This window comes from Corynebacterium provencense (assembly GCA_900049755.1).
Classification (GTDB): domain Bacteria; phylum Actinomycetota; class Actinomycetes; order Mycobacteriales; family Mycobacteriaceae; genus Corynebacterium; species Corynebacterium neomassiliense.
This window is the reverse complement of record LT160592.1, coordinates 116,725-133,565: the sequence shown is the minus strand read 5'-3', so window position 1 is coordinate 133,565 and position 16,841 is coordinate 116,725. Positions and strand designations below refer to the sequence as shown.

At 67.6% G+C, this 16,841-nt stretch carries 13 protein-coding genes and 1 pseudogene; 9 read left to right on the top strand and 5 right to left on the bottom strand.

Going from position 1 to position 16,841, the window contains the following annotated elements:
• Positions 1–95: 95 nt before the first annotated feature.
• Positions 96–575, bottom strand: a complete 480-nt coding sequence (locus tag BN3906_RS13930; protein ID WP_078057001.1) for a lipopolysaccharide assembly protein LapA domain-containing protein — start codon at positions 573–575, stop codon at positions 96–98.
• An 81-nt stretch (positions 576–656) separates the two neighbouring features.
• Here BN3906_RS13930 and rlmN point away from each other — a divergent pair, with 81 nt between their 5' ends.
• Positions 657–1,769: a dual-specificity RNA methyltransferase RlmN gene (gene rlmN, locus BN3906_RS00615; protein WP_066582967.1), complete on the top strand. Its 1,113-nt coding sequence runs from the start codon at positions 657–659 to the stop codon at positions 1,767–1,769.
• A 93-nt stretch (positions 1,770–1,862) separates the two neighbouring features.
• Here the strand turns inward: rlmN and BN3906_RS00610 are convergent, their stop codons facing one another.
• A complete protein-coding gene (locus tag BN3906_RS00610) occupies positions 1,863–2,324 on the bottom strand; it encodes a DUF2631 domain-containing protein (protein ID WP_066582965.1) in 462 nt (153 codons plus the stop codon).
• A gap of 138 nt (positions 2,325–2,462) precedes the next feature.
• Between BN3906_RS00610 and dxr the strand changes: the two genes are divergently transcribed.
• The 6 genes from dxr (at position 2,463) to BN3906_RS13925 (ending at position 9,946) form a co-directional block, all read left to right on the top strand.
• Positions 2,463–3,647, top strand: coding sequence for a 1-deoxy-D-xylulose-5-phosphate reductoisomerase (dxr, locus tag BN3906_RS00605; protein ID WP_066582959.1), 1,185 nt, complete (start codon positions 2,463–2,465; stop codon positions 3,645–3,647).
• A complete protein-coding gene (locus BN3906_RS00600) occupies positions 3,632–4,870 on the top strand; it encodes a M50 family metallopeptidase (RefSeq protein ID WP_066582956.1) in 1,239 nt (412 codons plus the stop codon). Before dxr ends, BN3906_RS00600 begins: the two co-directional genes overlap by 16 nt.
• A 74-nt stretch (positions 4,871–4,944) precedes the next feature.
• Positions 4,945–6,789: a penicillin-binding transpeptidase domain-containing protein gene (locus BN3906_RS00595; protein ID WP_066582955.1), complete on the top strand. Its 1,845-nt coding sequence runs from the start codon at positions 4,945–4,947 to the stop codon at positions 6,787–6,789.
• A 41-nt stretch (positions 6,790–6,830) separates the two neighbouring features.
• Positions 6,831–7,724, top strand: coding sequence for a type I methionyl aminopeptidase (gene map / locus BN3906_RS00590; protein WP_066582952.1), 894 nt, complete (start codon positions 6,831–6,833; stop codon positions 7,722–7,724).
• A 168-nt stretch (positions 7,725–7,892) separates the two neighbouring features.
• Positions 7,893–8,999: an NAD(P)-dependent alcohol dehydrogenase gene (locus tag BN3906_RS00585; protein ID WP_066582946.1), complete on the top strand. Its 1,107-nt coding sequence runs from the start codon at positions 7,893–7,895 to the stop codon at positions 8,997–8,999.
• Between the two features lie 122 nt (positions 9,000–9,121).
• The gene (locus BN3906_RS13925; RefSeq protein ID WP_078057187.1) at positions 9,122–9,946 is read left to right on the top strand and encodes a TM2 domain-containing protein; all 825 of its coding nucleotides are present in this window, start codon (positions 9,122–9,124) and stop codon (positions 9,944–9,946) included.
• A gap of 57 nt (positions 9,947–10,003) precedes the next feature.
• Here the strand turns inward: BN3906_RS13925 and BN3906_RS00575 are convergent, their stop codons facing one another.
• Positions 10,004–11,491: a mannitol dehydrogenase family protein gene (locus tag BN3906_RS00575; protein ID WP_227871259.1), complete on the bottom strand. Its 1,488-nt coding sequence runs from the start codon at positions 11,489–11,491 to the stop codon at positions 10,004–10,006.
• Between the two features lie 74 nt (positions 11,492–11,565).
• Positions 11,566–12,969: an RbtT/DalT/CsbX family MFS transporter gene (locus tag BN3906_RS00570; protein WP_078057000.1), complete on the bottom strand. Its 1,404-nt coding sequence runs from the start codon at positions 12,967–12,969 to the stop codon at positions 11,566–11,568.
• 161 nt (positions 12,970–13,130) lie between these two features.
• On the opposite strand from BN3906_RS00570, the gene BN3906_RS00565 reads away from it, so the two are divergent.
• Both BN3906_RS00565 and xylB read left to right on the top strand, forming a co-directional pair.
• The gene (locus BN3906_RS00565; RefSeq protein ID WP_066585667.1) at positions 13,131–13,994 is read left to right on the top strand and encodes a DeoR/GlpR family DNA-binding transcription regulator; all 864 of its coding nucleotides are present in this window, start codon (positions 13,131–13,133) and stop codon (positions 13,992–13,994) included.
• On the top strand, positions 13,994–15,415 hold the full coding sequence (gene xylB, locus BN3906_RS00560; RefSeq protein ID WP_066582943.1) for a xylulokinase: 1,422 nt from the start codon (positions 13,994–13,996) through the stop codon (positions 15,413–15,415). Before BN3906_RS00565 ends, xylB begins: the two co-directional genes overlap by 1 nt.
• A 210-nt stretch (positions 15,416–15,625) precedes the next feature.
• On the opposite strand, the pseudogene BN3906_RS00555 reads toward xylB, so the two are convergent.
• Positions 15,626–16,819 (bottom strand): annotated as a pseudogene (locus BN3906_RS00555) (IS3 family transposase).
• Positions 16,820–16,841 lie beyond the last annotated feature (22 nt).

Genomic DNA, 16,841 nt, shown 5'->3' with positions numbered 1-16,841 from the left:
CGGTCACCGTCACCCCGGCACTGTCACAGAGGCGGCCCCGCCGGAAAGAAACCGCCAGAAAGAGCGCGCCAGTTGGATCCCGCCAGTTGGACCGGTCAGCGGCCCTTGCGGACCTGGTGGCGCAGCTGGAGAATGCGGACAGTTCCCACACAGGCGGCGATGAGTGCTCCGGCGACAGCAGCGATCAGCATCCCCACACCGATGGGGAAGTTCCACTGCCAGACGAACATGTGCAGCTGGACACTGTCACCGTTCTGGAGGATGAACACCAGCAGCAGGACCAGGATCACCGCCCCGATGATCAGACCGACCCAGGTCGAACCCGCCACCGACGGGCCCACCTCGCTGCCGGCGGAGCCGGTGGAGCCGGTGCCTGCACTGTCACCCGGCTCCCCGGAAGCCGCGGCGTCCTCCACCTGCCCGTGACCTGACGCGCCCCGGGTGACCGCAGCCTTGCCCGTCCGTTCAGGCTCGGTGGTGCTCTCCCGTGTCGGACGGTGGGGCTGTGGGGCGTCCGGCGTTCCGGCGGCGGTGGGGGTGGTGTCGTCGGCGAAGTCGCGTTCCCTGTTCGTCATGGCGCCAATTGTAGGCGGTGGTGGAGGCAGATGTGCGTCGATGTGCTCCTGCCCCCTGTGGGGTGCAATAATGGTCCGATCATGGCTGAACCCGTAAAACTGCAGTTCCGTGCCCCTGTCCGGGGCATGCCACCGACCCACATGGCCGATCTCACTGACGAGGAGATCACGACCGCCGTGAAGGACGCCGGCCTTCCAGGTTTCCGCGCCAACCAGATCGCCCGGCAGTACTACGGTCGCCTCGAGGGCGACCCCGGTGCAATGACCGATCTTCCGGAAAGCCTGCGTGACACCGTCAGACAGGCACTTTTCCCGACCCTCATGTCGCCCGTCCGTCATATTTCCTGCGATGACGGGCAGACCCGCAAGACTCTCTGGCGCCTCCACGACGACACACTGCTGGAATCGGTGCTGATGCGCTACCCCGACAGGGCGACACTGTGCATCTCCTCCCAGGCCGGCTGCGGAATGGCCTGTCCGTTCTGCGCCACCGGTCAGGGCGGACTGGACCGGAACCTGTCGACAGCGGAGATCGTGGAGCAGGTGCGCGCGGCAGCCAGGGCGATGCGCGACGGTGAGGTGGAAGGCGGGGAAGGCCGCCTGTCCAATATCGTGTTCATGGGCATGGGCGAGCCCCTGGCCAACTACCGGAGGGTGATCGCGGCGATCAGGCGTATCACCTCTCCCGCCCCGGGGGGCTTCGGCATCTCCCAGCGCAGTATCACTGTGTCGACGGTGGGACTGGCGCCGGCGATCCGGCGTCTCGCCGACGAGGGGATGCACATGCGGCTGGCCGTGAGCCTGCACTGCCCGGACGATGAACTCCGGAACACTCTCGTCCCGGTGAACAACCGGTGGTCGGTCGACGAGGTCCTCGACGCGGCGTCCTACTACGCTGATGCGTCGGGTCGCCGGGTCTCCATCGAGTACGCGCTGATCAAGGAGGTCAACGACCAGCCGTGGCGTGCGGACCTGCTGGGGAAGAAGCTGCGGAGGAAGCTGGGGAACCGGGTCCACGTCAATCTCATCCCGTTGAACCCCACACCGGGTTCACAGTGGGACGCGTCACCGCGGCCGGTCCAGGAGGAGTTTGTCCGCAGGGTCACCGAGCAGGGGGTCGCCTGCACCGTGAGAGACACGCGGGGCCAGGAGATCGCCGCGGCCTGCGGACAGTTGGCCGCAGAGGAGCGGTGACTGAGACAGCGGACCCCGGTCGCAGGAGAATCCTGCGACCGGGGTCCGTTTCTCAGGTGGCGGAGATCAGGTCGGCCCCGCCCGCCCCCTGTCCTACTTGTGGTGGAGGAGACCGTAGGACGGGGTGGGGATGTCTTCGACACCGTCCACGCCGACTCCGGGGAGGTTCCAGGCCCGCAGCTCCGCGGTGGTGAGGTCCGCGTACCGGCCGGTGAGGTTGTGCTGGTCTGCGGTCCAGTTCGGCTCCACGTGCCCGGCGGGCCTGTTGTGCGAGGTCAGGGTGGAGCGGGCGGGACGCGGCTTCCAGTTGGGGGAGGAGTGACGGGCGTAGAGGGTCACGCCGACCAGCACCGCCAGTCCGAGGACGACCACGTAGATGTCCTCGATCCTGCCCTTGTGGTTGCCGAAGAGGAAGCCGAAGATACTGAGCCCTGCGACATACCCGATGATGATCGTGGTCTTGCGCGGGAACTGGTGCCAGCCCCATCCGGCGGAGGGCTCGTCCTCCGTGGAAACGCCGTTGTACACTTCGACCTTCGTGCCGTGGTCAGCCACTTCGTGCTCCTCCTGAAGTAAGCGGCAGTAGTCAACTGCCAGATATGGTGCTCCCATTCTTGCATATCCTGGGTGGCGGGACGAACACCGGCCGCCGGGACGGTGCCCCCGATCGGGTAGGACGCGATCCGTGGAACAATGGTCCGGGTGAAGAAGCGTGTAGTGGTGCTCGGCAGCACCGGAAGTATCGGTACGCAGGCCCTGGAGATCATCGCGGACAACCCGGACCTGTTCGAGCTCGTCGGTATCTCCGCCCAGGGGTCCCGTCCCGAGACACTGCTCCGGCAGGCCAGGGACTTCGGCCTCGACTGTTCGAGAATTGCCGTGGCCAGTGACATAGCCGCCGACATGATCGACCGTGAACTGGACGGACATGTCCTCCGGGGCACGGACTCGGCCCGCCGGCTCGCCGAGGATGCCGGCGGACGGGGCTGCGATGTGGTGCTCAACGCCCTTGTCGGCTCCCTGGGACTGGACGCCACCCTCGCGACACTCCAGGGCGACTCCCAGCTCGCGCTCGCCAACAAGGAGTCCCTCGTGGCAGGGGGGCAGCTCGTACTCGACACGGCGTCGGAGGGACAGCTGGTGCCGGTGGACTCGGAGCATTCCGCGATCGCACAGTGCCTGCGCGCCGGCACCCGGGACGAGGTGGACAGTCTCGTGCTCACGGCGTCCGGCGGGCCGTTCGTGGGCTGGACCCGGGAACAGCTGGAACCGGTCACCCCGTTGCAGGCCGCGGCCCACCCGACCTGGTCGATGGGGCAGATGAACTCGCTGAACACCGCGACGATGGTGAACAAGGGCCTGGAGGTGATCGAGGCGTCCCTGTTGTTCGGTATCCCCGCGGAACGGGTGCAGGTCACCGTCCACCCCGAGCAGACCGTCCACTCGATGGTCACCTTCACAGACGGGGCGACCATCGCCCAGGCGTCCCCGCCGTCAATGAAGCTGCCCATCGCCGTGGCACTCGGATGGCCGCGGCGGATTCCCGGATCTGTCGTACCGCTGGACGTCAGCGAGGCGTTCACCTGGCATTTCGAACCACTGGATGACGAGGTGTTCCCTGCGGTGAGGCTCGCCCGCGAAGCGGCGGCGGCCGGCGGCTGCATGTCCGCGGTCTACAACGCCGCGAACGAGGAGGCCGCCGTGGAGTTCCTGGCGGGGACGCTGAGTTTCCCGCGGATCGTGGACACCGTCGCCGCGGTACTCGACGACTGCTCCCGGTTCACCGACCGACCCCGTGACCTCGACGACGTGCTCGAGGCGGAACGTGCGGCCCGTGCCGCCGCGCACGAAAGGATGCGTCAGTGGACTACGCGCTAGGGGTCATTCTCTTCGCCGCGGGCATCGCGGTGACCATCGCACTTCACGAAGCCGGCCACATGGCCGCCGCCCGCGCATTCGGCATGAGGGTGCGCCGCTACTTCATCGGATTCGGCCCCACGCTGTGGTCGACGAAGAAAGGGCACACCGAGTACGGGCTGAAGGCCGTACCCTTCGGCGGTTTCTGTGACATCGCCGGCATGACCGCGCTCGACCCGTACACCGAGGACGAGAAGCCGTACCTGATGGTCGACCGTCCGGCGTGGCAGCGCATCGCGGTGATGCTCGCGGGAGTGGCCGTGAACATCGTGCTGGGCATAGCGATCATCTTCGGCGTCGCGCTGACCTGGGGGCTCCCGCCGACGAAGACGGTCCCGGTTCCCGCCGTCGTCGCCGAGACGATGTGCGCCCCGGTCACGGTCGCCGACGCCGGCAGCTGCGACGGGCAGGGGCCCGCAGCCGACTCCGGCCTGCGTGCCGGGGACACGGTGACCTCGGTCGACGGGACCGGCGTCACGGACTTCTCTTCGATGGCCGAGGTTCTCGGGAAGATCGGCTCGGACGCGGCGTCCCGCGGTGTGGCGGTCGGTGACCGGGTGACGGTGCCGGCGACCGTCGAGAGGGACGGACGCCCCGTGACCGTGGACCTGCAGGTCGAGGTCGTCCAACGTCTCGACGAGGCAGGCAGGGAAGTGTCCACCGGGGCGATCGGGGTGAGGGCGGACAACCCCAACACCAGACTCATCCACTACAGTGTGCCCGGCGCGGTGGGCGGATCCCTGGCCTACTCCGGACATGTGGTGGCCCAGACGGCCCAGGCCCTGGTGGATCTGCCGTCCAGGTACTGGCCGGTGGTGGAGTCCATTTTCGGTGGTCAGCGCGCCGAGGATTCACCGGTGAGCGTCGTCGGCGCGTCGAGGGCGGGCGGGGAACTTGTCGAGCATGACCAGTGGATGGCGTTCCTGCTGCTGCTGGCGAACCTCAACTTCTTCCTCGCGGCGTTCAACCTCGTGCCCTTGCCCCCGATGGACGGGGGGCATGCGGTGGTGGTCGTCTACGAGAAGATCCGTGACTGGTTCCGCCGGCGTCGGGGCCTGGCCCCCGGTGGTCCCGCCGACTACACCCGCCTGCTTCCGGTCACCTATGTCGTCGGTGCTGTGCTGCTCGTCTTCGGCCTGACGGTGATGGTCGCCGATGTCGTGAACCCGGTGCGGCTGTTCTGACGGGGTGCTGACGGGTTGACGACTCACCGGCCGTGATTCGCGGCCGGGGCGGGGTCGGCGGATAATCTCGGGGCATGCGCCACACCCTCCGTACCGTTTCCGCGACTGTCCTGGCCGTGGCCGTGGCCGCCACCGTCGCCTGCACGCCCCGTCCGGACAGTCCGGATGACGCGGTGGACGACTTCCTCGACGCCCTGTCCCACCGTGACGTCGATTCGGCCGCCTCCGACACGGACATGAAGGATTCTGCTGCGGCGGACATCGACGCGACGTGGACGGGGCTGCAGGCGGAGGGGTTGGCGTCCTCCCTGAAGTCGGTGACGACCGACGGTGACGTGGCCACGGCGTCCTACACCCTGGACTGGGACCTGCCCGGGGACCGTAACTTCACCTATGACGCCACGCTCACCGCGACGAAGTCCGGGGAGAACTGGTCGGTGAGGTGGGCTCCGACCGTGCTCCACCCCGACCTGGGCAACGGGCAGCACCTGGAGCTGCGCAGGGTCGAGGCGAAGACCGCCGACGTCGTCGGCTCTGACGGTGCCGTGCTGCTCACCCCCGGGGTGCAGTGGCGGCTGAAGGTGGACACCCGGGAGGTCGCCGATCTTCCCGGCACGATGCGACGGATCGCCGCGGCGCTGCAGGTCGCCAACTCCCGGGACCGGTCCGTGCCGACCGTCGACCCGGTGGCGGCGGAGAAGGACGCCGGGGATGTCGACGGCCAGTACTCGGTGGTTGTGCTCGACGACCGGGTGGTGGGGCAGGTCAGGAGCATTCTCGGCGACGTTGAGGGGGTCAGTTTCACCGACGAGCCGACGATGGTGCGGCCGGACCCCGGTTTCGCCCCCGACATCCTGTCCAGGGTCAACAGTCTCGTCGGTGACGACCTTGTCGGGCAGGACGGCTGGGAGGTCGTCAAGGCCACCTCGAACGGTGCCCCGGTCGGTTCGGTGGACTCCGCCCCGGCGACGCCGGCACCGGCGGTGAAGGTCAGCCTGTCGAAGCAGGTGCAGACCGCCGCCCAGAATGCGGTGGACACCCGCGACGGGGACCAGGCGATGATGGTGGTGATCCGCCCGTCCACCGGGGAGATCCTGGCGGTCGCACAGACAGCGGAGGCGGACAAGGACGGTGACCTGGCGTTGTCGGGCCAGTATCCGCCCGGATCGACGTTCAAGATGATCACGGCGTCCGCCGGGGTGCAGGACCGGGGCCTGTCCTCGGACAGCATGGTGGGCTGTCCGTCGACGATCAACCTGGGTGGCAGGACGGTGACGAACTACAACTCCTTCTCCCTGGGGACGACCACACTGCGCAACGCTTTCGCACAGTCGTGCAACACCACTTTCGCGGAGATCTCCACGGACCTTCCCGTCGGCAGGCTCAAGGAGATCGCGGAACAGTTCGGTCTGGGCCGGGACTACGAGATCCCCGGGCTGACCACGGTCACCGGTGACGTGCCGGAAGGTGAGGTCATGCTGGACCGGACGGAGGCGGGTTACGGTCAGGGACTTGACCTGGCGAGCCCGTTCGGCATGGCGCTGGTGGCGGCGACCGCGGCCAACGGGAGGACGCCGGTACCGACCCTGCTCGAGACCGAGACGGGGAAGACCCTTGACGGTGACGGTGCCGCCGCGCAGCCGGGCACCCCCCTGGACCCGGCGGTGCTCGACAACCTGCGGGACATGATGAGGGCGGTGGTGACCAGTGGTTCCGGGCGTGCGATCTCCGGGGCGGGAGAGGTCTACGCCAAGACCGGCGAGGCGGAGTACAACGGCGGGTCCCACGCCTGGTTCGCCGGATACCGTGGTGACCTCGCTTTCGCGACCCTCATCGTCGGCGGCGGGGGTTCGGAGCACTCGGTCGCGGTGACGCAGCAGTTCTTCACGGAACTGGATGCGACGCCTGAGGGGCGGTAGGTCGACGGTACCGGTACCTGCGCGGAGTACGGTGGGGGCTCATGAGCACCGAGAACAGAGCACCTCAGAAGCCGGGTACACAGTCGCCGGTCCGTCACGTCCCCGCCGGTATCGAGAGGCCGGAGTACGTGTGGAAGGACGAGGTCCGTGAGAACGTCGGTGAGCCGTGGGTGCAGACTCCGGAGGTTGTCGAGGCGATGCGGGAGTCCTCGAAGATCGCGGCGGACGCCCTGTCCCTGGCAGGGGCCGCGGTCGCCCCGGGGGTCACCACCGACGAGCTCGACAGGATCGCCCACGAGTACATGTGTGACCACGGTGCGTACCCCTCGACCCTCGGCTACCGGCATTTCCCGAAGTCTGTGTGCACCAGCCTCAACGAGATCGTCTGCCACGGCATCCCGGATTCGACGGTGATACAGGACGGCGACATCGTCAACATCGACATCACCGCCTACAAGAACGGTGTGCACGGTGACACGTCCGCGATGTTCATCGCCGGTGAAGCGACCGAGGAGCACCGTCTTCTCGTCGAGCGCACCTATGAGGCGATGTGGCGGGGCATCCGGGCCATCAGGCCCGGTCGGGAGGTCAACGTCATCGGCCGTGTGATCGAGGCCTACGCCCGGCGTTTCGGGTACAACGTGGTCCGGGACTTCACCGGCCACGGGGTGGGGCCGACCTTCCACAACGGGCTGATCATCGTCCACCATGACGAGGAGGCGTACAACACGGTGCTCGAGCCGGGGATGACGCTGACCGTGGAGCCGATGTTCAATCTCGGTTCACTGGACTACACGATCTGGGATGACGGGTGGACGGTACAGAACACCGACCACCGGTGGACTGCCCAGTGGGAGCACACGATGGTCGTCACCGACGACGGCGTGGACGTCCTCACCCTGCGTGAGGGCGAGGTCGACCGGTCGAAGAAGTAGGTTCTCCGGGTCTCCGGGGGGCGTCCCCGGTCTGTGTGGCGGGGTGAGGGATCCGGACGCCGCAGCAGCTATGGCAAATATCACATACTGCGTGCGGTGAGCTGACGGTCGCTATACAGTTGACGCGTCAACTAAAAGATCAGAACAGATCGTCAGAGGAGCAGAACCATGACCACACCAGTTCGCGCAGCGGTACTCGACGGCGTCGACCAGCCTTTCACCTTCCGGGACCTCACCCTGCGTGACATCCGCCCCGACGAAGTCCTCGTCAGGATCTCCGCGGTCGGACTCTGCCACACCGACCTCGCGGTCCAGCACGGTGACATCCCGGGCGCCTTCCCCTTCGTCCTCGGACACGAGGGAGCCGGCTACGTGGAGCAGGTCGGGGAGGCCGTCAGCGATGTGAAGGTCGGCGACGCGGTCGCGATGTCCTTCGCCGCATGCGGCCACTGCCGCAACTGCCTGGCGGGAAAGCCCGCCTACTGTGTCAACTTCATGCCGCTCAACTTCGGCGGCTCCCGTGAGGACGGGACCCTGGCACTGAAGGATGCCGACGGCACCGACGTCCACGGCAACTTCTTCGGACAGTCCTCCTTCGCCTCCTACGCCATCGCGGAGGCGCGCAATGTCGTCGTCCTCCCCGAGGGTGCGCCCGTGGAACTCTCCGGCCCCCTGGGATGCGGAATCCAGACCGGGGCAGGCTCGGTCCTGAACTCCCTGCAGGTCCCTGCCGGTGCCAGCATCGTCGTCACAGGTACCGGCGCAGTGGGACTGTCCGGCATCATGGGTGCGGTGGTCGCCGGTGCGACCACCATCATCGCGGTCGACATCATCGACGAGCGGCTGGAGTTCGCGCGCAAGCTCGGTGCGACGCACACCGTCAACTCCCGCAACGAGGACCCGGTGGCGAAGATCCGGGAGATCACCGGAGGCGGCGCTGACTTCGCACTCGACACCACTGCGGTCCCCGCGGTCGTCCAGCAGGTCATCGAGGCGACAGCCTTCGGGGCAAAGCTCGCCCTCGTCGGAGTGCCGAAGCCCGGCGCGACCCTCGACCTGGGACTGATCTCCGCATCCGGGAAGAGCATCGTCGGCGCGATCGAAGGTGACTCGATCCCCCAGACCTTCATCCTGCAGCTCGTGGAACTGTACAAGGCCGGCAGGTTCCCCTTTGACGAACTGGTCACCACCTACCCCTTCGACCAGATCGACCAGGCGATCGCCGACACCGGCTCCGGCCGCGCGGTCAAGGCCGTGCTGGTGATGCCCGAGTAGGCCCCCGGCCTCCCGGGAGATTTTCCAGCGCGAAGATCACCGGCGACCGGGGCGGGGGAGGGTCGGCTAGGATCAGGTCATCACGTCGGCGCATATGGCCGATGACGACCGAGGAGCTGCGCATGACCGGACCGGGAGAACAGGGCGGACGGGACAGGGAACCCTCAGGTGCCGACAGGGAGGACACCACCGGGGCAGGGCCGGCACCGGAGAACTCCGGGTCCGGTGGCACCACCGGCAACCCGTACACCGGGGGTGCGCGGTCGGGAGGCTCCGGCTCCGGCAGTTCCTCCGCCGGCAACCCCTATGCCGGCAACCCCTATGCCGGGGACACGTACCCAGGGGACACGTACCCCGGCCAGGACGGCTACCAGGGCTACTCCGGCTACCAGGGGCAGGATTTCCAGGACGGCCACCAGGGTTACCAGGGCCACCAGAGCTATCAGGGTTACCCCGGCTACCAGCCCACCCCGGGCTACCCGGGTTACCAGGATCCTCAGGGCTACCCCGGGTACGCCGGCCAGCCGGGTTATCCGGGAGCTGTCGGCTACCCGGGGTACCCCGGGTACGGGTACTCCCCGAAGTCGAAGGCCGTCGGAGCACTGCTGGCGTTCTTCCTCGGAACCTTCGGCGCCCACAACTTCTACTTCGGACTGAAGAACCGGGCCGTCACGCAGCTGGTCCTCACACTGGGCAGCTGGGCGGCACTGGCCGTCGGCGTCATCGCACTGGCGGCAGGTGTGGACTCCCAGCTCTCCTACGATTCCGAGGGCTACTACTCCTACTCGGACAGCGGTGACGGCACGGCAGTTTTCGGGGCCCTGCTCCTGGTCGCCGCATCCCTCACCCTCACCGCTGTGGCGATCTGGGCCTTCGTGGAGTTCATCATGGTTCTCGTCGGTGCCCGCACATACGCCCGTGACGCCCAGGGACTGATCATCCGCTGAGCTGTGCGCCGGGGGAGTGCCGGCAACTACCGGCCGGTACCGGGGGGAGTGCCGGTGTCAGTGCCGGCCGGTGCCGGGATCGGCGGCGACCTCGGCGAGCAGCATGTCCAGTGTCGCCTCGGCGCCCGCACTGTGCAGGGAGTCGAGGGCGTGCAGGTAGTCCGCAGTGAACTGCTCGGACTCGACCAGGTCACCGAAGACCTCACGGTCGCGGAGGAACGCCAGGGGATCCTCGTGGTTGCGGGAGGCGGACTCCTGCAACCGGTCGGCCATGCGGTCGACGACCGTGATCGGCTCACCCTGCTCGTCGACACCCTCGGCGTACCGGGCCCACGAAGCGACGATCGCGGCGGAGAGCCGGGTGGAACGCCCCGCGGCGAGATTCTCCCGCACCACCGGGAGCAGCCACTTCGGGATCCGGTCGGAACTCTCCGCGCACAACCGGGCGACCGTGTCCTTGACGGCGACGCTGCCGAAACGCTCGATGAGGGTGTGGCGGTAGGCGTCCAGATCCACCCCGGGAAGCGGGCGCAGGGTCGGGGTTGCCTCGGTCTCCATGTAGGCCAGGAGGAACCGTCCGAACCGCGGGTCCGCCATCACCTCGTGGACCATACGGTGACCGGCGAGGCGTCCGAAGTAGCACAGTCCCTGGTGGGAGGCGTTGAGCAGCCGCAGTTTCATCAGTTCGAAGGGGACGACGTCATCGACGACCTCCACACCGACGTTCTCGTAGGGCGGGCGTCCGGCGGGGAAGGCGTCCTCGAGGACCCACTGGACGAAGTCCTCGGCGACGACGGGCCAGGCGTCCGTGTACCCGTGGGCGGCGACGTCATCTCTGTCGGCGTCCGTGGTCTCCGGGGTGATCCTGTCGACCATCGAGTTGGGGAAGGAGACGTCGGTGCTGATCCAGGACGCCAGATCCGGGTCGACGGAGTCCGCGAAGGCGAGGAAGGTACGCCGGGCGGTGTCACCGTTGCCCTGGATGTTGTCGCAGCTCATCACCGTGAACGGGGCGGTTCCGGCGGCACGTCGGGCGGCGAGTGCGGCGGTGACCAGTCCGAAGAAGGTACGCAGGTCCCCGGTACGGCCGGCGGTGAGCTCCGCACGGTCGTGGGCGACATGCACGGAGGAGTGGAGGAAGTCCCCGGTGACGTGGTCGATGTTGTAGCCGCCCTCGGTGACGGTGAGTCCGACGATCCGGATGCGGGGGTCGGACAGCAGTGCCACCGCGGCGGAGGGGTCGTCAGGGGCGAAGACGTAGTCGATGATGCTGCCGATGACCCGCGGATCCTCGGTGCCGTCCGGTGCCTTGGTCGTCAGGGTGTAGAGGTGGTCCTGGCCGGCGAGGGCGTCACGCATCCGGGCGTCCGAAGGCATGACGCCGAGACCGACGATTCCCCAGTCCAGGGCCTCACCGCGGTTCATCAGCCGGTCGAGGTACATGGCCTGGTGGGCGCGGTGGAAACCGCCGACACCGATGTGGACGATGCCGGGGGTCACCACGGAACGGTCGTAGGTCGGGACCGCGGCACCGGTGGCGGCCACGTCGTCCAGTGACGCGGTGCCGAGACGGACCGGTGCGGCGGGGGTGGGGGCGGCGGAAGTTCCGGTGGGGACAGTCACAGTGAATTCTCCTTGGCGAGAGCAGGGGTACCTGCGGGGGAGGGCTCGGCGGGGACACCGTCGAACCCGGGTTGCGTGCCCTTGAGCTGTGTCGACAGCCAGGCGGACACGAAGTACAGGCCGATCATGACGAGAGTGAGGCCGGTGGCACCGACCAGAGGGAGGAAGACGGCGACGAGCAGGGGGCCGACGGCCACGGCCGCTCCGACGCCGAGGTTGTAGGTCGCCATCGCAGCCCCCGGATGCTCGGGGTCGAGGGAGACCGCAATGGCGGACAGGGGCACGTATCCGGCCAGGCCGATGCCGAACACCGCGCCGAAGGCGAGGGTGACGCCGTAGGTCACCGCGTCCGGCAGGCCGAGTGCGGTGCCGGCCAGCGGGGTGAAGTAGACCAGTGCCAGCGCGACGGCGCAGAGGACCGCACCGCACCAGAACATGGTGCGGGCCCAGCCGACCCGGTCGCCGATCCGGCCGAACAGCGGGTTGAACGGCAGGTTGACCGCGTAGATGACTGTGGTGAGGATGAGGAACCAGCCCAGCCGCCACCCCAGGTCATCGGTGAAGTAGGAGGGGAAGTACACGGCCATGGCGTAGGTCGGGACGGAGTTGATGGTCCGGATGTAGGTGACGTAGCGGGCCCGGCGGTCGGTGACCAGCAGACGGAAACCCCGGGACAGTGTCGCGGTGACTTCGTGGGGGTTGTCGACGAGGGGGCGGCGTCCGCGGCGTTCCTTCACGCCCAGGAACGCGCACGCCGAGCCGAGTACCACGAGCGCCAGGGAGACCCACAGGGTCTGGTAGAAGTCGAGGTCGAACACCGACAGGGAGATCGTCGCCACGAGGGCACCGAGGGTGGGCAGGCCCGCGGAGAAGGCGACATAGAACCAGCCCACCCCGGTGGCCCGGTCCTCCGGGCGGGACACGGCGCTGATCCAGACCAGGAAACTGTAGGCGAACAGGGGGTAGCCGAATCCGCGCAGGCCGTAGGTGACGTAGATGAGCACGGCGTTCGAGGTGGTCAGGGCGACGAGCAGGAAGCCGAGTTCGAAGACGATCCACACGGCGGCGCCGATGACCATCACCCGTCGCGGGCCCCACAGGTCCGAGAGTGCGGCGGCGGAGAAGGCGGCGACGGCCACGGCGACGCCGTAGACGGTGACCAGGGTGCCGACCCGTGACGTGGAGAAGCCGTGCTCGTCGTGGAGGAACGGTTCGAGGATGTTGGTCTCGACACCGTCGCCGATCATGAACAGGGCGAGTCCGATGAAGCCCCAGATCAGGGCACGGGGGATGCCGAGTCTGTCGAGGAGGGGGCCGGGTGTGGAGGTGGTGTCGCCGGGGGAGGAGGCGGCGGTGGTGTCGCCGGACGCCGGCGGTGGAGGAGCAGCGTGTGAGCTCATGTGTTCTCCGTTGCATCTGGAAGAGTCAGGGGGTGCGCGTCACAGCGCGTGATGCGCGACGCGGATGAATTTACCGTTACTGTGTTAGAAAGTCACGGAAAATAACAGTTCAATGTTGCGTGGCGTCCTTCCTCTCCCATTCCCGTGCTAGCCTCAACCGCATGCCACAGCCCACCTCGGTCACCGGGCCCGACCGCCGACGCGAAAGCATCGTCGCCTACGTCACCAGGCACGGCACCGCCCGCGTCGAAGAACTCGCCCGGCACTTCGACGTCAGCCAGATGACCGTCCACCGCGACCTCGACGCCCTCGCCGCCGGGCACCTCGTCGAGAGAATCCGCGGGGGTGCCCGGTCCGTCACCCCCTCCATGAGCGAACTGGCGGTGGGACAACGCCGACAGCTCCACCGCAACACCAAGACCGCCCTGTGCGCCCTCGCCGCCGAACTCATCGAAGACGGGGCAGTCGTCGCCGTCGACGACTCCACCACCCTCGAACCACTCATCGGACTGCTGCCCGACCGCAACCCCTCCGCCCTGGTCACCCACTCCCTGGCAGCCATGTACAACCACAGCCGCCGCAGCGGGGCATCCACCATCCGGCTCATCGCCTGCGGCGGACGCTACATCCCCGAAACCGACTCCTTCCTCGGCGCCGGGACCACCGAACAGATCAGACGACTGTCCGCGGACCTCACCTTCGTCTCCACCACCTCACTGCGGGCCACCTCCACCGGCACCGCCCTGTTCCACCCCGACATCGAGGCCGCCGACACCAAACAGGCACTGCTGGACATCGGACAGACGAAAGTCCTCGTCGTGGACGCCACCAAATTCGACGCCCCCGGACTGTTCAAGGTCGCCGACCTGACAGACTTCGACCACATCGTCACCGACTCCGCCACCACCCCCGAACAACGCGCCCGGCTGGCAGCATCCGGAGCGGCACTGCACATCACCGGCGGCACCCACAGCGCCGACCACGGCGGCACCCGCAGCGCCGTCCACGGCGGAGAGGAAAACTGATGGCACTGGTACTCGGAATCGACAGCTCCACCCAGTCCTGCAAGGCACTGCTCGTCGACGCAGAGACCGGTGACGTCGTCGACGAAGGACGCGCCACCCACCCCGACGGCACCGAAGTTGACCCCCGCGCCTGGATCGAGGCACTCAGAACCGCCACGGACGGCCTCCTCGACCGTGCCGACGCCGTCTCCGTCGCAGGACAACAGCACGGCATGGTCGCTCTCGACGCCTCCGGCGAGGTCGTCCGCGACGCCCTGCTCTGGAACGACACCCGCTCCGCTCGCGCCGCCGAAGACCTCATCGCCGAACTCGGCGGACCCGCAGCCTGCGTCGACCTCACCGGCAGCCGCTACGTGGCGTCCATCACCGCCACCAAAATGCGGTGGATGCGCGACCATGAACCCGACAACGCCGCCCGCACCGCCTCGGTCCTGCTGCCCCACGACTACCTCAACCGGTACCTGTCCGGCGGTCTGGTCAGCGCGACCGACCACGGTGAGGCGTCCGGCACCGGCTACTACAGCACCAGGGAACGCCGCTGGCTGCCCGAACTGGCAGAACGGGCACTCGGACACGCCGTGGAACTGCCCCACCTCGCCGACCCCGACGAAGCCGTCGGAACCGTCGCCGCATCCGTGTCCCCCGCAGCCGCGGCACGCGGAACCCTCATCGCACCCGGCACCGGTGACAACCAGGGAGCCGCCCTCGGACTGGCCCTGGGCCCCGGCGACGTGTGCGTCTCCATCGGAACCTCAGGAGTCGCCTCCGCGGTGGTCGACGACAGCGTCCACGACTCCGCCGGAATGGTCACCGGATTCGCCGACGCCTCCGGAAAATACCTGCCGCTGGTCGCCACCCTCAACGGGGCACGTGTCCTCGACCTCGGCCGCCGCCTGCTCGGCGTGGACCACGAGGAGTTCGACCGTCTCGCCCTCGCCGCCGCGCCGGGTGCCGGCGGACTGATCCTGCAGCCCTACCTCGACGGGGAACGCAGCCCCAACCGGCCGGACGCCACCGGCATCATCCAGGGACTGACCACCTCCACCACCCGCGAGGACTTCGCCCGGATGACCGTCGAAGGCCTCCTCTGCTCCATGAAGGATGCCGTGGAAGCCCTCGTCGGAGCCACCGGAGAACGGGTGAAGAGGGTGCTTCTCATCGGCGGCGGTGCCCGGTCCGCCGCAGTGCGGGCCATCGCCCCGTCAATATTCGGAGTCGAGGTCCTGGTCCCGGACCCGGCGGAGTACGTGGCACTGGGCGCGGCACGCCAGGCGGCGTGGGTGCTGTCAGGCGCGGAGGAACCACCCGTGTGGCGGGTCCCCGGAACCTCGCCGGCGTTCGCCCCCTTCAACGGCAGGACAGTGCGCTCCTACGCCCACCTGCGGTCGGCGACGGCAGGGTGGGACTGGGGAGTGCGGTAGGGAGTCTGTTGGTCCTCTGGAGAACAGAAAAGGTCCAGAACGCGGGGACTACCCCGTGAGCCGTCAACCAGGTGGAATCCCGATCGGACCAGGCAACCTGGCATTCTGGGCGCGGACCTGGTCAGTACAAGTGATGAGGCGTCGTTCGAAGACATTGAGGGACGGGAACTACGTTAGGGGTCTGCTGCACGGATAGGTGACAGTTTGTAGTCACGCCGCGAGGGCGATGTCCTTGGTCATGATGGTCTCGAACTCGATCGGGGTCAAACGCCCCAGACGGGCTTGCCGTCGTCGGCGGTGATAGGTCCTCTCAATCCAGGTCACGATCGCGATCCGCAATTGCTCGCGGGTGGTCCAAGAGCGTCGGTCGACGACGTTCTTCTGCAGGAGCGAGAAGAACGATTCCATGGCGGCGTTATCGCCGCTGGACCCGACTCTGCCCGTCGATCCGACCATGCGGTGACGGGTCAGAGCGGCCAGAAACTTCCTGCTTCGACATTGAGATCCCCTGTCCGAATGGATCACGCATCCGGCCACGTCACCACGCATCCGGACCGCGTTCTCGAGAGCTTGCACGGCCAGGCGGGACGTCATCCTGGAGTCGATCGAATACCCGACGATCCGCCCGGAGAAGGCGTTGTTGATCGCACAGCAGTAGAGCTTGCCTTCCGCGGTTTCGTGTTCCGTGATGTCCACGAGCCAGAGCTCGTTCGCTCTCGTCGCGGCGAACACATGCCGGGTGCGGCCGTGTTCGTCCACAACGGCGCAGAGATCGTCGTGGACGGACGGGCCGGGCTTTCTCCCGTTCGTGCCCCGTTTCTTCGGCGAACACGGACCACCACCCATTGCTCGATGTGATCCGCCACGCGGTCCGGTCCGACATCGCCTCACCCGCGTCGCGGGCCTCGTCGGCCAGCAGCCGGTGCCCGAATTCGGGGTCGTCGCGGTGTGCGTCGAACAGCGCGTTCGCGCGATACGCTTCCACCACCTCACTGTCGGTGATCGGGGCAGCCAGCCACCGGTAGTAGGGCTGGCGAGCGAGCTTCAAGACCCGGCACGACACCGCGACAGGAACCCCGTCAGCGGCGAGCTCGGCAACGAGCGGGTACATCATTTTCCCGGCAGATTCGCCTGCGACAGATACGCGGCCGCCCGCCGCAACACCTCGACTTCTTGCTCGAGCAACCGAATCCGCTTGCGTGCTTCCCGCAACTCGGCTGTCTCCGTTCGAGTCTGACCTGGCTTGTTGCCCTCGTCGATATCGGCGCGACGCATCCACTTCGTGAGCGTCATCGGATGAACCCCGAAGTCTTTCGCGATCTTCTCAATCGTCACTCCGGGCTCGCGATTCCGCGCGACGCGCACGACATCGTCACGGAACTCAGTGGGATAGGGCTTAGGCACAATGCCATCTTTCCAGACAGCC